This window comes from Deltaproteobacteria bacterium (assembly GCA_016208165.1).
In the GTDB taxonomy this organism is placed as follows: domain Bacteria; phylum Desulfobacterota; class Desulfarculia; order JACQYL01; family JACQYL01; genus JACQYL01.
In genome coordinates this window covers 75,825-92,696 of sequence record JACQYL010000098.1, presented here as the reverse complement: position 1 = coordinate 92,696, position 16,872 = coordinate 75,825, and the positions used below count along the sequence as shown (strand labels likewise).

Annotated in this window: 13 protein-coding genes; 7 read left to right on the top strand and 6 right to left on the bottom strand. The window is 56.9% G+C overall.

The window, feature by feature from the left end:
- Nucleotides 1-44 precede the first annotated feature (44 nt).
- Together uvrC and HY788_18680 are read left to right on the top strand one after the other, a co-directional pair.
- Nucleotides 45-1,895, top strand: coding sequence for an excinuclease ABC subunit UvrC (gene uvrC, locus HY788_18685; protein MBI4776175.1), 1,851 nt, complete (start codon nucleotides 45-47; stop codon nucleotides 1,893-1,895).
- A gap of 308 nt (nucleotides 1,896-2,203) precedes the next feature.
- Nucleotides 2,204-4,996: a pyruvate, phosphate dikinase gene (locus HY788_18680; protein MBI4776174.1), complete on the top strand. Its 2,793-nt coding sequence runs from the start codon at nucleotides 2,204-2,206 to the stop codon at nucleotides 4,994-4,996.
- 245 nt (nucleotides 4,997-5,241) lie between these two features.
- Here the strand turns inward: HY788_18680 and HY788_18675 are convergent, their stop codons facing one another.
- The 4 genes from HY788_18675 to HY788_18660 form a co-directional block, all read right to left on the bottom strand.
- Nucleotides 5,242-5,970, bottom strand: coding sequence for a UMP kinase (locus HY788_18675; protein MBI4776173.1), 729 nt, complete (start codon nucleotides 5,968-5,970; stop codon nucleotides 5,242-5,244).
- Nucleotides 5,971-6,048: 78 nt separating this feature from the next.
- Nucleotides 6,049-6,660, bottom strand: a complete 612-nt coding sequence (locus tag HY788_18670; GenBank protein MBI4776172.1) for a DedA family protein — start codon at nucleotides 6,658-6,660, stop codon at nucleotides 6,049-6,051.
- 280 nt (nucleotides 6,661-6,940) lie between these two features.
- Nucleotides 6,941-7,756: an undecaprenyl-diphosphate phosphatase gene (locus HY788_18665; protein ID MBI4776171.1), complete on the bottom strand. Its 816-nt coding sequence runs from the start codon at nucleotides 7,754-7,756 to the stop codon at nucleotides 6,941-6,943.
- A gap of 81 nt (nucleotides 7,757-7,837) precedes the next feature.
- Nucleotides 7,838-8,494: a prepilin peptidase gene (locus HY788_18660; protein MBI4776170.1), complete on the bottom strand. Its 657-nt coding sequence runs from the start codon at nucleotides 8,492-8,494 to the stop codon at nucleotides 7,838-7,840.
- A 310-nt stretch (nucleotides 8,495-8,804) separates the two neighbouring features.
- On the opposite strand from HY788_18660, the gene HY788_18655 reads away from it, so the two are divergent.
- The 3 genes from HY788_18655 to HY788_18645 all read left to right on the top strand — a co-directional run bounded on the left by HY788_18655 (nucleotide 8,805) and on the right by HY788_18645 (nucleotide 12,402).
- Nucleotides 8,805-9,722, top strand: coding sequence for a J domain-containing protein (locus HY788_18655; protein ID MBI4776169.1), 918 nt, complete (start codon nucleotides 8,805-8,807; stop codon nucleotides 9,720-9,722).
- Between the two features lie 30 nt (nucleotides 9,723-9,752).
- A complete protein-coding gene (gene ald / locus HY788_18650) occupies nucleotides 9,753-10,871 on the top strand; it encodes an alanine dehydrogenase (GenBank protein MBI4776168.1) in 1,119 nt (372 codons plus the stop codon).
- A 172-nt stretch (nucleotides 10,872-11,043) separates the two neighbouring features.
- Nucleotides 11,044-12,402 (top strand): UDP-glucose/GDP-mannose dehydrogenase family protein, encoded by a 1,359-nt coding sequence (locus HY788_18645; protein ID MBI4776167.1) that lies wholly within the window; start codon nucleotides 11,044-11,046, stop codon nucleotides 12,400-12,402.
- Between the two features lie 205 nt (nucleotides 12,403-12,607).
- On the opposite strand, the gene HY788_18640 is transcribed toward HY788_18645, so the two are convergent.
- Nucleotides 12,608-12,973, bottom strand: coding sequence for an SH3 domain-containing protein (locus HY788_18640; GenBank protein ID MBI4776166.1), 366 nt, complete (start codon nucleotides 12,971-12,973; stop codon nucleotides 12,608-12,610).
- Nucleotides 12,974-13,467: 494 nt separating this feature from the next.
- On the opposite strand from HY788_18640, the gene HY788_18635 reads away from it, so the two are divergent.
- Together HY788_18635 and HY788_18630 are read left to right on the top strand one after the other, a co-directional pair.
- On the top strand, nucleotides 13,468-14,640 hold the full coding sequence (locus HY788_18635) for a ChaN family lipoprotein (protein MBI4776165.1): 1,173 nt from the start codon (nucleotides 13,468-13,470) through the stop codon (nucleotides 14,638-14,640).
- An 80-nt stretch (nucleotides 14,641-14,720) separates the two neighbouring features.
- Nucleotides 14,721-15,266, top strand: coding sequence for a PilZ domain-containing protein (locus tag HY788_18630; GenBank protein MBI4776164.1), 546 nt, complete (start codon nucleotides 14,721-14,723; stop codon nucleotides 15,264-15,266).
- A gap of 51 nt (nucleotides 15,267-15,317) precedes the next feature.
- Here HY788_18630 and HY788_18625 read toward each other — a convergent pair whose 3' ends face one another.
- Entirely contained in the window at nucleotides 15,318-16,115 is a 798-nt protein-coding gene (locus HY788_18625; protein MBI4776163.1) for an alpha/beta hydrolase, read from the bottom strand.
- Nucleotides 16,116-16,872 lie beyond the last annotated feature (757 nt).

The following is a 16,872-nucleotide window of genomic DNA, read 5'->3' as shown; positions in this document are numbered from 1 at the left end:
GCATACCCCATGAATGATTGCTTGCATGCATTCAGAGGACGGCATTGTCGGACAACACTGAACCAACAAACGTTCAGCAACCGCTGGACGAACTACTTGCGAACCTTCCCGCCTTGCCCGGCGTGTATCTCATGAAAGGGGAGAGCGGCACGATCCTGTACGTGGGCAAGGCCAAGAATCTCAAAGCCCGGGTCACGTCCTATTTTCGTTCGGGTCATAACGACCGGGGTCCCCGGATTCAGCTTCTGGTGTCCCGGATTCGGGACATCGAGACCCTGATCACGGATTCCGAAAAGGAAGCGCTGATCCTCGAGAACACGCTGATCAAGAAGCACCGGCCCCGGTTCAACGTGGATCTGAGGGATGACAAGAACTATCTGTATCTCAAGTTCAACCTGTCCGAGGCCTTTCCCAGGTTGACGCTGGTGCGCAAGGTGACGCGGGACAAGGGCCTGTATTTCGGACCATACACGTCCGCCAAGGGCGTACGGGAGACCCGCCGTCTCTTGCACCGCTATTTTCCGCTCCGCCGATGCCGTTCCGACAGGGCCGGCGGCAGGCCGTGCCTGTACTATCAGATCGGAACCTGTTCGTGCGGCGACATCACGGACCCCGAGGAATACAAGAGCGTGGTCCGGGACGTGAAGCTCTTTCTCGAGGGCCGGGACCGGGGTCTGCCGGCCGACCTGAAGGCGCGGATGCAGGCCGCGTCCGAGAAGCTCGAATTCGAGCACGCCGCCCGTTTGCGGGACCAGTTGCGGTATCTCGAAGGCGTTCTCGAGAAGCAGAAAACCATTTCGCTCGATTTCGAGGACCGGGACATTGTGGGATGGTTCCGGGAGGGAACCGGACCGGTGACCGTCATGGTGCTGTTCGTGCGGGGCGGCCGTCTTGTGGGGCGGCAGGGGTTCTATCTGCGCCGGACGGACCTGACGGATGAAGAAACGCTGGGCTCTTTTCTGGTGCAGTTCTACAGCGAAGAAAAGCTCGTTCCCAAGGAGCTGCTGTTGCCTTTCAGTACCAACGACGAATCCCTCCTCGAACAGGTCCTGGGAGAACGGCGGGGCGCAAAGGTGCGAGTTCTGGTTCCCGCGCGCGGCGACAAAAAGGCCCTGGTGAGCATGGCGGAGGCCAACGCCCGGACGTATCACGAGGAGAAGCGAAAGGAGCGCGGGAGCGCTGACGAGATGTTCGAGGAAGCGCAGCGGCGTTTGAAGCTGAAGAACGCGCCGAGGCTCGTGGAATGCTTTGACATCTCCAATCTGCAAGGTCGCCAGGCCGTTGGATCCAAGGTGCTTTTTCGCGACGGGGTTCCGGACAAAAACGGCTATCGCCGTTACCGTGTTCGAACCGTGGAGGGTATCGATGATTACGGCATGATGTATGAAGTGCTGAAGCGGCGATTCGAGCGGGGGATCGAGGAGGAGGATCTCCCGGACCTGCTGGTGGTGGACGGCGGCAAAGGACAGCTCAACGTGGCGTTGAGAGTCTTCAAGGATTTAGGGGTGGACCGGGTGGACGCCGTCGGCATGGCGAAAATACACGCAGAAAAAGGGGAGGCTCAATCGTACGAGCGTTTTTTCCTTCCCCTTCGCAAGGATCCCGTCCGGCTGCCCGACCACTCGGAGCTGCTGCTCCTGTTTCAGCGACTTCGGGACGAGGCCCACCGGTTCGCGGTCACGTATCACCGGCGTCTCAAGCGGAAAAAGAACATCCGCTCCGCCCTCGAAGACATTCCCGGCATCGGTGGGAAGACGGCTCAAAAGCTGCTGAGTGAATTTGGCGACATGGAAGCCTTACGCAGGGCGACCCTCGAGGACCTGGTTCGCGCCACGGACAAACGCAAAGCCGCCGCGGTAAAATCGTATTTCGACTCCTTGGACGCAAAAGGCTAAAGAAAGCGGTTTTTTCGGCCGATTACCAAGCAATACGGCCATACGAGCGCGGTGTAGTACAGCAAAAGGCTTTCTCCGGACCTTTGGTTCATGATAAGTTCCTTTATAGACGTCAGGGAAGGAGTGCATTTCCTTCGAAGAAGGACGATCTTTCCGAGAAGCCGGTCGCACGCAAGGGGTTCCGTTCCCCAGCGTTGGAACGTGATTCCACTTAGTGCCTTTTTACTTCAATCAAACCGTTGTTATCCTGCCCTGCCCGGGCGCGTCGAATCGGGCGAGGGTTCACGCGAAGGGAGGCTTTCCCCGTCATGAGCGATGAGACCTTTGTATATCCGTTTGAAAAAGGTGATGGAAAAAACAAACAACTGTTGGGGGGCAAGGGTGCGAATCTGTGCGAGATGACTCAGATCGGCCTGCCCGTTCCGCCCGGTTTTGTGATTACCACCAGCGCGTGCAGGGAATTTTATCAACAAAAGAAGAAACTGCCCGACGGCCTTATGGAACAGGTGGATAAGGCCATGGCGGATCTCGAGAAAAAGACGAGTAAGCAATTCGGAGATCCGGAGAATCCGCTGTTGGTGTCCGTGCGAAGTGGAGCGGCGATGAGCATGCCCGGCATGATGGATACCATATTGAACCTCGGGCTGAACGACCAGAGCGTGCAGGGATTGGCCAAACTGACGAAAAACGAACGGTTTGCGTACGATGCTTACCGGCGACTGCTTCAGCTGTTCGGAAAGGTCGGCCTCAAGGTGGAAGATGAACACTTCGACCGCGTGTTCGATGCCGAAAAAGAGCGCATGGGAGTGACCCAGGATTCGGATCTGGATCCGGACAGCCTGAAACGAATCTGCAAGGAATTTAAGAAGATCATCAAAGATAAGAGCGGTCACAAGTTTCCGGAAGAGCCGAGAGAACAGCTCCGTATCGCCATCGAGGCGGTGTTCGCTTCCTGGATGGGAAAACGGGCAATGGACTACCGCAAGCAGTTCCACATTACGCCCGAAATGGCCAATGGCACGGCGGTGAACATCTGCACCATGGTATTCGGAAACATGGGCGAGGATTCGGGCACCGGCGTCGGGTTTACCCGGAATCCGGGAACCGGCGAAAACCGATTGTACGGCGAATATCTGATCAACGCCCAGGGCGAGGATGTGGTCGCCGGAGTGCGGACTCCTCAACCGCTGAAAGAGCTTCGAGCCCACATGCCCGAGGTATATCGTGAATTGGAGGAACTGAGGCACACTCTCGAAACTCACTATCGAGAGGTGCAGGACTTCGAGTTTACCATCGAGAAGGGGAAATTGTACTGCCTTCAGACCCGAACCGGAAAGATGAACGCGTGGGCGCTGATTCGCACTTCGAACGATCTGGTGAACGAAGGCCTGATTTCGGAGGAGGAAGCGATCCTCCGAATACCTCCCGCCATGCTCGAGCAACTGCTGCATCGCCGCGTGGATCCGAACTTCGATGGGGTTCCCCTGGCCAGTGGGTTGGCGGCTTCTCCCGGCGCCGCATCCGGAAAAATCGTATTCACGGCGGACCGCGCCGAGCGTCTCGGTCGCATGGGAGACAGGGTGATTCTGGTTCGGGAGGAGACCAAGCCCGAAGACATCCACGGCTTCTTTGCGGCCCAGGCCATATTGACCAGTCGCGGAGGCAGAACGTCTCACGCCGCCGTTGTAGCTCGAGGCATGGGAAAGCCGTGCGTATCCGGTTGTGAGGAACTGCTGATCGATTCCACCATAGGCGAAATGCGTGTGGGTGAAATGCTCCTCAGGGATGGCGACGTCATTACGATCGACGGCACGGGAGGCCATGTGTTTCAGGGCGAAGTTCCACTAGTGGATCCCGAGTTCGTGGAAGACCTTCTCACCCTGCTCGAGTGGGCGGACGAATACGCCAAAATCCGGGTTTGGGCCAATGCGGACACGCCGGAAGCGGCACAGAAAGCACGGGAGTATGGGGCCCGGGGCATCGGTCTTTGCCGGACGGAGCGCATGTTCAATCAGCCGGAACGCCTCCCGATTATGCGCGAGCTCATCCTGGCCGAGACTCCGGAGGAACGGCGAAAAGCCATCAATCAGTTACTCCCGTTTCAGCTCGAGGATTTCAAGTCGATTTTCAGGATCATGGACGGACTTCCCGTGACGGTGAGGCTGTTGGATCCGCCCCTGCACGAATTCTTGCCCACGAGCGAGGACTTGGTTTTCGAAATCAACCAGCTCAAGGCGTTCAGTAATTCCATCGAGGCCATTGAAAGCCTGCCCTATACCATGCGTATTTTGGGGAAATCCCTCGAAGAATACATTCCGGCCGTGGAAACGGCGGTCGGGGAAATCGAAAAAATACGCGTCAAGAAACTGGACGAGGAACTCTGGAAGAGCAAGGAAGAACTGCTCGAAAGGGTAAAGAAGCTGTCCGAAGTGAACCCCATGCTGGGACACCGGGGCGTTCGCTTGGGCATCTCGTATCCCGAGATCTACGAGATGCAAATACGCGCGATCATGGAAGCCGCGGCGGAGGTGGTGAAAGAAGGCGTCGATCTGCAGCCCGAGATCATGGTTCCCCAAGTCTGCACCCTGCAGGAGCTGCTCTGGGTGCACAAGATCGTCCGCGAGGTGCACGACGAGGTGAAGGCAAAGTACGGCGTGGACGTCCATATGAAATTCGGCACCATGATCGAGGTGGTTCGAGCGTGCATGCGCGCTGGGCGACTGGCCGAACTGGCGGAGTTCTTCTCGTTCGGCACCAACGATCTCACTCAGGCGACCTTCTCCTTTTCGCGTGAGGATGCGGAGAATAAATTCTTGCCATTGTACAAGGAGAATGAAATCCTCCAGGACAACCCGTTCGAAATCCTGGATGTCAAGGGAGTCGGGCGGTTGATGATGATTACGATCGAATGGGGGAGGAGGACTCGAAAGGATCTGGTGGTGGGCATCTGCGGGGAACAGGCGGGACATCCGGCAGCCATCGAGTTTTGCCACGATATCGGAGTAAACCACGTTTCCTGTTCGCCGCCCAGGGTTCCCATCGCCCGGTTGGCCGCGGCGCACGCAGCCCTCAAGCAGGGTACCCGGGTGCCTATGGCGTAAATTGCAATCGATGACGGGGGAAAAACGTTCGTGAAGGTTTTCCTTCATGCGGACAACGGACAATGAACCCGTAGGGGCGTGCAATACGCCCCTACGGGACGCGTGAGACCGGATTGCACGACCGCGGAAGGCGCGGATTCAGCGAAGGGGCGGGTTTTCCATCGACCGGTTCGACCGGCTCACAGCGGGCAGGCTCGGGATCTGCGACAAACCCGCCCCTTGACGTCTTCTTGCGCCCCGAAACGTCAAACGGTGACCAGAGTCCCCACATCGCCGCCGGCGACCATTCGTTTCAGATTGCCTTTCTTCCGGACGTTGAGCACCACCAAAGGCATGGCGTAATCCTTCAGCAATGTCATGGCGGTGAGATCCATCACCCTGAGTTCCTTTTCAAGGACCTCGGCGTACGTCAGGGTGTCGTATAAGCGGGCATCGGGATCTTTGGCGGGGTGCCCGCTGTACACGCCGTCCACATTGGTGGCTTTTACCACGAGGCCGCATTGCATCTCGAGGGCGGCCCAAGCCGCGGTTGTGTCCGTGGTGAAATAGGGCTTGCCCAGACCGCCCGCGAAGATCACGACGGTCCCCCGGTCCATGTCTTGTCTGGCCTCTCTCCTTACGAACGGCCGAACAACTCCGGGTATGGGCAGGTTCGAGTATACTTCCGCGGACGTTCCCCCGGATTCAAAAAAGTCTCGGAGCGCCAGAGCGTTCATTATGGTGGAAAGCATCCCCATGGAGTCTCCGGTGGCCCGCTCGACCTGGGGCGGACGCATGTTTCCCCGAAACAGGTTGCCTCCGCCAATGACGATGCACGGTTGGAATCCCATTTCCCGAACATCGACGATTTCTTCGACGATGTCCAAAATAGCCGCTGTGTCGAAGCCGGAACCTTTATCTCCCGCCAGCGCTTCGCCGCTCAGCTTGATCAGTATGCGCTTGTTGGAAGCGTCTAATAGCTGCCTTTTTCCCATGCTGATATCCGTATACTCCCCCTTTGTTGCCATGTGACACGGTTCGTAGGTTGATTTCGAGTATCGTCGGCCGGGGCCTCAGGGGTGCGTTTCTTCATTTTTCGCCGATCTCCGGGCCAGATGGCGGACGACCCAGAAGCCCAGAAACAGCAGAACGATGAACACGACGGTAAACAGGTTCAAGTACTTCGTCAGAAGCTCTTTGATCGCGGGTCCGAAAAAGTAGATGGCCAGGGCGACGAGAAAGAACCGGCCGCTTCGTCCCACGGCGGAGGCCAGGAGAAAACGTTTGAAGTTCAGCTCGAAAACACCGGCCGATATGGTGAATACTTTGTAAGGTATGGGAGTAAAGGCGGCGATGGCCACGGCCCAGACGTCCCATTTCTGGTAGTACCTTTCCACCATAAGGATTTTTTCCAAACGAAAGAGCTTCAGCAAAAGCGGCCTGCCGCCCTTGACACCCAAAAGGAATCCGAACACTGCCCCCGCAAGGGATCCCAGGGTGCAGACCAGAGCATAGGTAAACGCGCCGGGAGGATCCAGGATGGACATGGCGATGAGCAGGACGTCGGGTGGAATGGGGAAAAAAGAAGATTCCGCAAAGGCGATGAGGAACAGGGCATACACGGAGTAAGGCGTTTCCGCCCAATGGAGCACCCATTGACCCAGATCATGAATCCACTCGATCATTCCGCGCCCTTCAGCCTCCCTGCGATGTCAAAATCTTCTCGATCTTCCAAAGGGTCCGGGAAGATCGTTTCGCGTGTGCCTCCTCTACCACGAAGCGCCCAGCGCGGCAACCCCATTGCGAGTGTCCGAGCACGCCCCCGGACCCCCCATGGCGAACGAGAAAAGCAAAGACAAATTCTATGCGGAGCCGGCGAACCAGTCTGTGTCGGATGGCTGATACCGAACGCATCAGGGCCTTCTCCCATCATCACTCCGCAGTCAGCGGTGCGGTAATTCGGCCCTAGCTCCAACGCCAGGCCAAGGCGAAAACGCCCACTGCGAAGCAGTAGGGTGCGAACATCCAGAGCCGGCCCTTCTTCACCAGATTCATGAGAAGCTGTAAAGATAGGTAGCCTGCGACCGCGGCGGAGGCGGTTCCGAGCAGAATGGGAAAGGGCCGCCCGGTCAGCTGGCGGGCATCGAACTGCAATATGGTTGCGCCTAGAATGGCGGGAATGAAAAGCAGAAAGGAAAAACGGGCCGCCAGTTCCCGGTCCAGTTTCAGAAGGAGACCGAGGGTGATGGTCGTGCCCGATCTGGACAGTCCGGGCATCACGGCCAGGCCTTGACCGATGCCGATCGCCAAAGCGTCGAGAACTCGAACCGACTTTACGTTGTCCTTCCATGGGTTGGCGAATCGGCTGAGGAACAATACGGCTCCGGTGATCATCAGGGCGATTCCCACGGCCTGAGGGGATCCGAAGAGACGTTCGAACGGGTGTCTGAAGGTCAGCGCGATAACCGCGGTGGCCACGGTGGCAATTGCGACGAGAAAGAGGAGGCGGAGATCCGGGTCCTCGCCGATTCTCCGGACGGAGAACGGCCGTTCCGCGAGCCGTAGGCCGAGCAACGATCTAACAATCCGCACGAGTTCTCGGCGCACGAATACGCACACCGCGAGCAGGGTTCCGAGGTGGAGGCATACGTCGAAAAAGAGTTCGGGTTCGTTCATGCCGAAAAGGTGCTGGAAAATCACCAGATGGCCCGAACTGCTCACGGGCAGGAACTCCGTCAATCCTTGAATAAGGCCCAAAGCCAGGGCGTGGAATATGTTCATGGGATCAATAGTAGCGAGCGTAAGGGGTTCATACATCGAGTTGTGGTCGATAAGCGGCGAATCATACTTTCTTAGCCCGGATCAAAACATGTTGAGATACCAGCCGATCAGTCGCTCGCCAACGAATATGTAGAGCACGGCCCCAAGGGACAGAAAGGGGCCGAAGGGGATCGCCAGTTTCATGTCTCCCTTTTTGACGACCATAACCGCCATGCCGGATAGGGCGCCCACCACGGAACTCGAGAACAGGGTGAATAGCACGCCTTTCCAACCCAGAAAAGCGCCGATCATGGCCAGCAATTTCACGTCCCCCAATCCCATGCCTTCGCGTTTCGTCAAGAGGTAATAGCCTATGACAACGGCCAACAGAAGCCCTCCACCCAGCAGCGCTCCAATAAGCGCGTTCATGGGGGCGAGAACAAAATAGACCGGGAACAGGATCGAAAGTCCGAAATCGAGGAACAGCAGCAGGGCCACGACCCCGGTTCCGAACTCGACCAGTGGATATACGGGAGAGATCCTGGCGCCGCAGAATTCGCATCGCCCCCTGAGCAAGACATAGCTTGCCAACGGAAGGTTGTGATACCATGGGATCCGGTGGGCGCAGGCCGGACAATGCGACGGGGGCGATACAATGGATTCCCGAAGGGGTATTCGATAAATGCACACGTTCAGGAAACTGCCAATGCAGATGGCGAGCGCGAAGACGAGTACCGAAATCATGAAGTGTGGATCCATTCTCGACCTGTGCGGCGACTGGGAAAGGCGTTGCGATCCGTCCCGGATACGCTGTTGGATAACCGGGTTAGGTTAACCCAGGAAGCGCCGTAGTTCAATGAAAAACATCCCTGTCGGAGAACGGATGTGCAATATCGAGCCGGCCAAGGCGGGTCCTTTTTGCCGGCGGCTCCGGAAGGTGTGATGCTCCGTATCTTACGGCGCCATTTCGTAGATCGGAAGGGCGTAAAGGCCGGGATCCCCTGTGGGCAAGCACAGGCGTCCCATGGTGCGGTTGATTTTGACGCCGGACTGGTTTATAGATTGAGGCATGAGGAAGAACCCTTTCGAAATCTTGGGCATTACCCCTGAGATGGTCAAGAAGCTGGACGACGACCATTTGTTTGCCCTGGTGCGCTCGAACTATCGAGTTCTTCAGAAGGTGTTGCATCCGGATGCAAACATCGGGAAAAAGGCTTGTCGATCCGAGAGGATCCACAGGCAGGCCGTGGAAGTCAATGCAGCTTTCGAACAGCTGGACCTGGCCAGGAACCCGGAATCGTTCCAGGTTTGTCGGGAGCGATACGTTCCGCGCCCCACGAGAGGACTGCGGAAGGAATTGGACCAGACGCGCGAAAGGGCGGAAAGGCTCGATGTTGTAAATGAACAACTCTCCTATCGGTTTCTCGACTTCTTGTATCACTTTCTGGATCACGGACCCGGACGATGGGGCGCTCTTTCCAATGGCAAACGACCCCATGTGTTCGATCTGAGGAATCTTCGCATCGGCTTGTACGATGTGGCTGTGGGCTACAACCTGCGTCACAGCGCCTGGAACTTGGGTCGCAACTACAAGGAAATGCGATTCGACGAAGAAGGCAAAATGCATTACAGGCTGTTGAGTCGAGGTAGTTTTGCCGAGGTGCGTTACATCCGGCTGCTCGGAAGCGTTGACGCGGACCGGGTAGACCTGATTCCTCACTTGGACAAGAAGGGGGGCCCCGGTTGCGGCGAAAACGGCGCTTTCTGCACGGATCCGCTCTATCAGGAAGGTGAAAAGCTGAACACGATCGGTCTTTCCAACTTCCGGGAAGTGTGTTTGCCTAATCTTACCCCCTATCTCAAAGAAAACGCCTACCTTTTCTCCATCCATCTGGAAAATGGGGGCTCCGTGTTAAAGCATGTACCTGTGGAGGTCTGGCTGGAAGGGAAGATTATCAAGCTGGATCTGGAGAACGGAACCGACTAACGTCCGATCGCTTTACTTCGAGGAGTCGCCATGATCATCGGTGTGCCGAAAGAGATCAAAGAGGAAGAATACCGCGTCGGCATCGTGCCCGCCGGAGTGCGCATGATGACGGAAAAAGGGCACCGGGTGCTGATCCAGACAGACGCCGGAGAGGGATGCCGCATTCCGGACAGCGAGTATCGGGATGCGGGCGCCGAAATCGTGGAATCGGCCAAGGATTTGTACCTGAAGTCGGATATGGTGATGAAAGTCAAGGAGCCCCTCGAGGAAGAGTACCCGTATCTTCGAGAAGGTCTCATCCTATATGCGTACCTGCACCTTGCCCCGGCCCCCGAACTGACGGCGGCCCTTCTGGAGCGCGGCGTCATAGGCGTCGCTTACGAAACGATGCAGCTCAGTGACGGTTCCCTGCCGTTACTCACCCCCATGAGCGAAGTCGCGGGCCGTATGGCGGTTCAAATAGGCGCGCATTATCTGGAAAAAACGCAAGGGGGCCGAGGGGTGCTTTTGGGCGGTGTGCCGGGTGTGAGCCGCGGGCGCATCACCATTCTCGGCGCGGGTGTGGTCGGCCGCGCCGCGGCCAAGATCGCTGTGGGTATGGGCGCGGAAGTCCACATTCTGGACGTGGATCAGAGACGCCTCATCTATATGGACGACGTCTTCGGCAGCCGGGTGACCACCCTATTTTCTCACGCGGACAACATCCGGTATTCGGTGATGCATTCACACCTGGTGATCGGGGCTGTGTTGATACCCGGCGCTCGGGCTCCGCGATTGGTCACGCGGTCGATGGTCTCGGAAATGAAGCAGGGTTCGGTGGTCGTGGATGTGTCCATCGATCAGGGCGGCACCTTCGAGACGTCCAAGCCCACTTCCCACCGCAACCCCACCTATGTGGTCGACGACGTTATCCATTATTGCGTTCCCAATATGCCCGGCATTGTGGCGCGTACTTCGACGTTCGCCCTCGGCAACACGACCCTGCCCTATGCGCTGACGTTGGCGGACCAGGGGTTCTCCGAGGCCGTAGCGTCCGATCCCACCCTTGCTGGAGGGGTGAATGTATACAAGGGCAAGGTGACACACGAGGGAGTGGCCGCGTCCCTGGATCTCGAGTATACTCCTCTGGGAGAATTGCTCCGAGGGTAACCGCCGAGCCGCGGACAGAGACGCGAATCCGTCCTTGGTGGAGTCCTTGAAGGATCGGGTCCGGGCCGGGTTTCTCGAACACCACTAACAATCGAAGCCGGACATTGGACAGCACGGATCACGCGCCGGAGGGGATGCTCACCACGGATTCGGGGAAAGGAGCGGAGACTGCATGAGAGTATGTGTAATTGGTCCGGGATATGTGGGGCTGGTCACGGCCGCATGTTTCGCGGAAATGGGAAACGATGTCCTTTGCGTGGGTAAGCCCGGACTGGACGATGACCGGATCGCTCGATTGAACCGCGGGGAATGCCCCATCTATGAAGTGGGCCTGGAAGGAATGATCCAGAGGAACCTTCACTCCGGGCGGCTCCAGTTCGGTCTCGATATCAAGGAAGGAATTCGTTCGTATTTGTTTCTAGTCGTCGCGGTGCCGACGCCGGCGGACGAGGACGGTTCAGCGGATTTGCAGCACGTGCTGGACGTGGCGCGCAATATTGGGGAACTCATCGAGGAGTACCGGGTAGTTATAGTCAAGTCAACGGTACCGGTGGGAACCTCGGACGCCGTCAGGGCCACCGTCGAAGGAGCGTTGTCCGCGCGCGGGTTGAAGATGGAATTCGACGTAGTCTCGAATCCGGAGTTCCTCAAGGAAGGCGATGCGGTGCAGGATTTCATGAAACCGGATCGCATTATCGTAGGGTGCAACGATCCACGGACCGCCGAGCTTGTGAAGGCGTTGTACGCCCCCTTTGCCCGGGTTCGCGAAAAACTGATGATTATGGACGTTCGCTCTGCTGAAATGACGAAGTACGCAGCCAATGCCATGCTGGCTACCAAGATTTCCTTCATGAATGAAATGGCCAAGGTCTGTGAGAAACTCGGGGCGGATGTAGCCCATGTTCGCAGAGGGATTGGCTCGGACCCGCGTATCGGCTATCAGTTCATATACCCGGGTGTGGGATTCGGAGGCTCCTGCTTTCCGAAGGATCTGCGTGCGATCATTTCCATGGCGCGGGAAGGTGGGGTCCAGCCGCGTGTTCTCGAAGCCGTGGAACACGTCAACTTGTCCCAGAAACTGTTCTTCTCGGATAAGATTATTGATTATTTTGCCGTCAGGGGCGGCATCGAAGCCCGGTGTCTGGCCGTGTGGGGGCTATCGTTCAAACCCAACACGAACGACATGCGCGAGGCGCCTTCGGCGGCGATTATCCGCCGATTGCTGGACAAAGGAGCCCGCATTCAGGCTTTTGACCCCGAGGCCATGGAAGAGGCTCGAAAAGTATTCGGGGATCGACTTCCGATCCGATACTCTGAAGACCACTACGACGCGCTCGATGGAGCCGACGCCCTGGTTCTGATCACGGAATGGAACCTGTTTCGAAATCCGGATTTCGAGAAGATAAAACGGCGGATGAAGACCCCGTTGATCTTCGACGGCAGAAATCAATACGATCCCGAATTAATGGCCCGTCTCGGGTTTATCTACATCAGCGTGGGTCGATCTCCCGTCAATCTGCCCGCCGAGTAACAGGCGACCGTCATGGGCGCCCGCGTGAACAGAGCATAAGGGAGCACGTTTATGAAAGGCCGCTTCGGAACGCCCGAGGGCCCATTCCCGGAACCTCGGTCCAGCCGAGGGCGGTTGCGGGAAGGCCCTCTGCAACCTTCACCCCGACGGAACAGGATCGCACCTGTTTTCTGAGCGATACTCGAACCTTCGGATGGGCTTTCGATCAGGGATTTCCCCAAACCAGGTTAGAAAAGATCCAACCGGTTCCTTGGCCGGTATAGCTGACTTTCAGCCACTCCCCCTTGCGCTCCAAGTAGTTCAATACAACGCCATGCTGCGCCTTGAACACAATCGGCGAATCGGCTTTAGGCTCCTTGCGAACGTTGGCGATTTCGGAAGTCACGACCACCACCGGCTGTTGGCGGAGCAACTCAGACATGACCCAGCCCCCGTCACCGTCCATGTCTTTCACCTGAATCCAGTCGCCTTCCTGCTTGACCTTCTCGTAGACGTACCCTTTTTCTACCTGCCAGGCGACAGGAAAAGCGGATCCGGGTCCATGGCGAATGTTTGCCTTGCCGACGCGCACGACGTATGTCTCGGCGAAAGCAGTGGAACATAGCGAAAACACCAATAACAGGATCGTTGTGTACCGAATGATGTTTACCTCCTTTTCTCCGACCTAAGGTTTTCGAACACGACTGCCGATAGGAGAGGCGGATGTCGTGAAAAACGCGCTCCGGTCTCGAATCTTCTCCCTTTTTAAAGGGCCTTGCCGTGGTTGTCAACCGTAGTGAAGAGGCGCACGGGCTTAAGTAGAGTCTTGGAATGACGATCGGTGAGGGGGTGTTGGACAAGTATTGGGCCAGGCATTCCGTTTTGTATAGATTTCAGGCACATTACGGCTGTAATGCCATTGGGATCTTCGCGGGCCGGCTCTTGAGGTCTCGGAACCCAATACGCCTCGGGCTGTTTTCGCTTGTCGCGGGAGTTGAGGAGGTGTAGTTTTACGGGGGCGAGGGAAACCGAGCCTTCGATCTCTTGGGGGAATACCTGCAGCGTGCATGAAATTGGTGCAATACAATGAATCGAACCGTTCTTACCGTTCTGATCGCCGTCGCCGCGGTGATCGTCTCCGGATGCGCCGGACAACTGAAATCTCCAACACCGGAATACAATGTGGATGACATCGTTGACACCAAGACCGGACGGGTGGTTGCCTTCGATGACCTTCTGGCGGCGCTGACGGAAGTGCAGGTGGCGTTCATCGGGGAAACTCACGATCAGGTCAGTCACCACGAAATCCAATTGAAGATCATACGCGCACTGCTCGAGGTTCAAGCGGACGTAGTCCTGGGTATGGAGATGTTTACCTACGAAGTTCAACCGGTTCTGGATGCATGGACCCTCGGCGAACTGGATGAAGAAACGTTTCTCCGCGAAGTGGATTGGGATGCGATATGGGGCTATCCGTACATCCTTTATCGGGATATTCTGGACGAAGCCCGAATTTGGTCCCTCAAGGTGTTGGGGCTGAATGCTCCCCACGATGTGATTCAACGCATCGCCCGAGGAGGTCTGAAAGGTCTTTCTCCGGAAGACCGGTCCAAGGTGGCTGAAGATATCGTTCTGGATTTGCCGGATTATCGGAAGTACATTCGAAAACAATATACCGAGCACGATCAGAAGGATCTCGAGAATTTCGAGTTCTTCTTCCAGGCTCAGCGGGCATGGGACGAAACCATGGCCGATACCCTGGCCAAACACTTGCTTGAAATCGAGCGAACGGCGAAGATCCTGGTGTTCGCCGGCGCAGGGCACATTTACAAAGGATACGGAATACCGGATTCGTTCAAGCGCCGTACGGGCCTGCCCTATGTAACCATCATTCCGGTCGAGCCCGGCTATGCCGGGGAAGCGGTCCGCGATCGCATCGCCGATTACATTTGGGTGGCGCGACCCTCCAAATTAGACCATCCCCGCTTGGGTGTCCGGCTAGATGAAGCGGCTCTGGCGCAAGGCCGCCTCAAAGTCGTGGAAGTGATGGAAAACAGCAAGGCCCGGGAGATTGGCATCGAAGTGGGAGATATACTCGAATCCCTGAACGGAGTGAAGCTCCGAACAGCGGGAGACGTGGCCAGGGCAATCCTGGACGCGGGTTTCGGAGAGGCGCATCACTTGCGTATTGATAGGCAAGGACTTCATTTGGAACTCGTGTTCACGATGGATGCGGATCGAGGGAATGAAGGAGATTGATTCTTGATATCGCGGACAAAACGTCGGACCGTGGGAGCCGGACCTGCGTCCAATGCGCCTGTGATGAGGAATAGGACCGTATGACCGACAGAGTAACCCTTGAATGCCCGAATTGCCAAAAGACCGGAATTCTCCGGGTGTCCCCCGAAGTGGGGGGAAGGCTGTCCGTTAAGTGTCCCCGCTGTGGAAACGTTTTCGAACAACATGTCGATCGTCGCTTTTCCTACAGAAAAATACCACTACCCTGGGTGTTCTACGGTCCGGCCGGTTCCGACGACCTGCCTTATATTGGATGGCTTTCCGACCTTTCCATGACCGGATGCCGGGTACGAACGGAAATAAACACACCCATAAGAGGAGCGTGGTTGGATCTCGAGTTTAGACTTGACATCGATAGTTCCGAGATACCCGCCCAAGAACGTGATGCCCTCCTGAAGGAACAAAACGTCGGCATCGAACGGATGGTGTGTCCGCTCATTCGCGTCAGAGCGAGCGTGGTTTGGACGAACCAGGTTGGGAGAAATCACCGTGAATTCGGGTGTGACTTCATCACCATCGGAGACCACGCGCGGATGATGCTCTCATTGTATCTGTACCCCTTTCATGAAGCGATCGAACCTGAATAAAGGCCATATTCTTTTCATTAGAATCAGGAGACCTGCTTTTTCCAGCATCCTCTATTCCTGCAATTCCTCGATGAATTCTACGATATTTTTAAAATAGTCCGCACCCGCACGAAGAAAGATGTCGTTATGGTCCGCTCCGGGCACCACGTAGAGCCGTTTGTTTTCCGCGGCGCATTTGCCGTGCAGGATCTGTCCCACCTTGAGAGGCAGCAGTTGATCGTACTCCGCGTGCATGACCAGGGTGGGTTTCCTAAATCGGGAGATCTTGTCCGCGTTCTGAAAGCCGTGAGCTTCGGTGATGCCCAACCGATCCGCCGGCACGCCCAGGGCCTTGACCAAGGGCACGGTATAGGCCATGCCGCTTTCGATTATCAGGCCGTCGAACCGGTCCGGCGCCGCGTCCGCCAGCTCCAACGCCGGTGCGCTGCCCAGACTCCGGCCCATGACAATGGCCGGCGCCCGCCGGGCGTCGCCGCCGATCCATTGCAACCAGGCTTCGAAGGCGGGAAGGGCGTCTTCCACCAAGGCCCTGGGCGTGGGACGGCCGCTGCTCCGGCCGTATCCCCTGTAGTCCACAACGGTGAAATCCAGTCCAAACCGGTTGAAGATGGGCCCCAGATCGTCGTAGTCACTGGCGATTTCGCCGTTTCCATGAAAAAACAGTATATATGCTTTGGGTGCGTCCAATACGTGCCGGCGGGCCCAAAGCTCGACGCCCGGCGCCACGGGGATCATGCGGTCCTCGGACTTGGGAGGGGGCTCCATGCCGGAGTCCGGCCTCGGATAAAACAAATACATGGTGATCTCGGGTCGATTCAATGTGTCCAGATGATCGTATGAGCGCTGCATGAACGGTCCTCCATGGGATCTATTCACAAGGTCAAATAGGGCCTCCGGCGGCCGCGGGATCGCAGATCCCCCGGACCCCCTTGTGTGGCGTCGGGACCGTGTCGCTGCGCGAAACGGTCCCGACGCGGAGGGGGAAAAGCGTGTACATCCTCGACGGACGCATTATACACCATTCGAGTTCTTATGGAACGCCAAGAACATGGAGTGCTTGGATGATGACCGGGACTTACCGGGTTTCTTGGTGAAGTAGCCATTGAAGATAAGGGAGCGACACGAGAAAGCGGTCTCAACGCACCCGAACCTGCATCATCGGTAATTATGGGACCGAGGCGAAAAATCTCGATCGCAATGCCGGTTGAGTACCGACCGGTTTCCCAAAAAAACAAGGGACTACTCCTTTCCGCTTCAACGGCGGCATTAAAAGTAATCCCCTAGTCGTGTCGGGGCCTTGATTGCATTGAAATATATTCTAGTATAAAAAGTAGCCGGAACCTGATAGGCAAGTCAAGTGAAAAGCCGTTTTTGAAGGTGTGGGTGTAACCGAACATACGGCTGTGTCGTCTGATAGATTGTTAAGACTTGTTTCTCCCCCACGCGGCGGGATCGTTTCGCGCGGCGAAGCGGTCCCGCCGCCGCGGATGGGGGTCGGGGGAACATCGTTCCCCCGGAGAACACTTCTTCAATAGTGATCGACCTTACAAGGAGATCATCTCAAATGAACAAGCCGGATGAAGCAGCGGGAGGATTCCAGACCGTA

Coding starts and splice junctions, on each gene's coding strand:
- HY788_18680 (MBI4776174.1), top strand. CDS start 2,204: ATGAGCGATGAGACCTTTGTATATCCGTTTGAAAAAGGTGATGGAAAA.
- HY788_18675 (MBI4776173.1), bottom strand. CDS start 5,970: ATGGGAAAAAGGCAGCTATTAGACGCTTCCAACAAGCGCATACTGATC.
- HY788_18670 (MBI4776172.1), bottom strand. CDS start 6,660: ATGATCGAGTGGATTCATGATCTGGGTCAATGGGTGCTCCATTGGGCG.
- HY788_18665 (MBI4776171.1), bottom strand. CDS start 7,756: ATGAACATATTCCACGCCCTGGCTTTGGGCCTTATTCAAGGATTGACG.
- HY788_18660 (MBI4776170.1), bottom strand. CDS start 8,494: ATGGATCCACACTTCATGATTTCGGTACTCGTCTTCGCGCTCGCCATC.
- HY788_18655 (MBI4776169.1), top strand. CDS start 8,805: ATGAGGAAGAACCCTTTCGAAATCTTGGGCATTACCCCTGAGATGGTC.
- ald (MBI4776168.1), top strand. CDS start 9,753: ATGATCATCGGTGTGCCGAAAGAGATCAAAGAGGAAGAATACCGCGTC.
- HY788_18645 (MBI4776167.1), top strand. CDS start 11,044: ATGAGAGTATGTGTAATTGGTCCGGGATATGTGGGGCTGGTCACGGCC.
- HY788_18635 (MBI4776165.1), top strand. CDS start 13,468: ATGAATCGAACCGTTCTTACCGTTCTGATCGCCGTCGCCGCGGTGATC.
- HY788_18630 (MBI4776164.1), top strand. CDS start 14,721: ATGACCGACAGAGTAACCCTTGAATGCCCGAATTGCCAAAAGACCGGA.
- HY788_18625 (MBI4776163.1), bottom strand. CDS start 16,115: ATGCAGCGCTCATACGATCATCTGGACACATTGAATCGACCCGAGATC.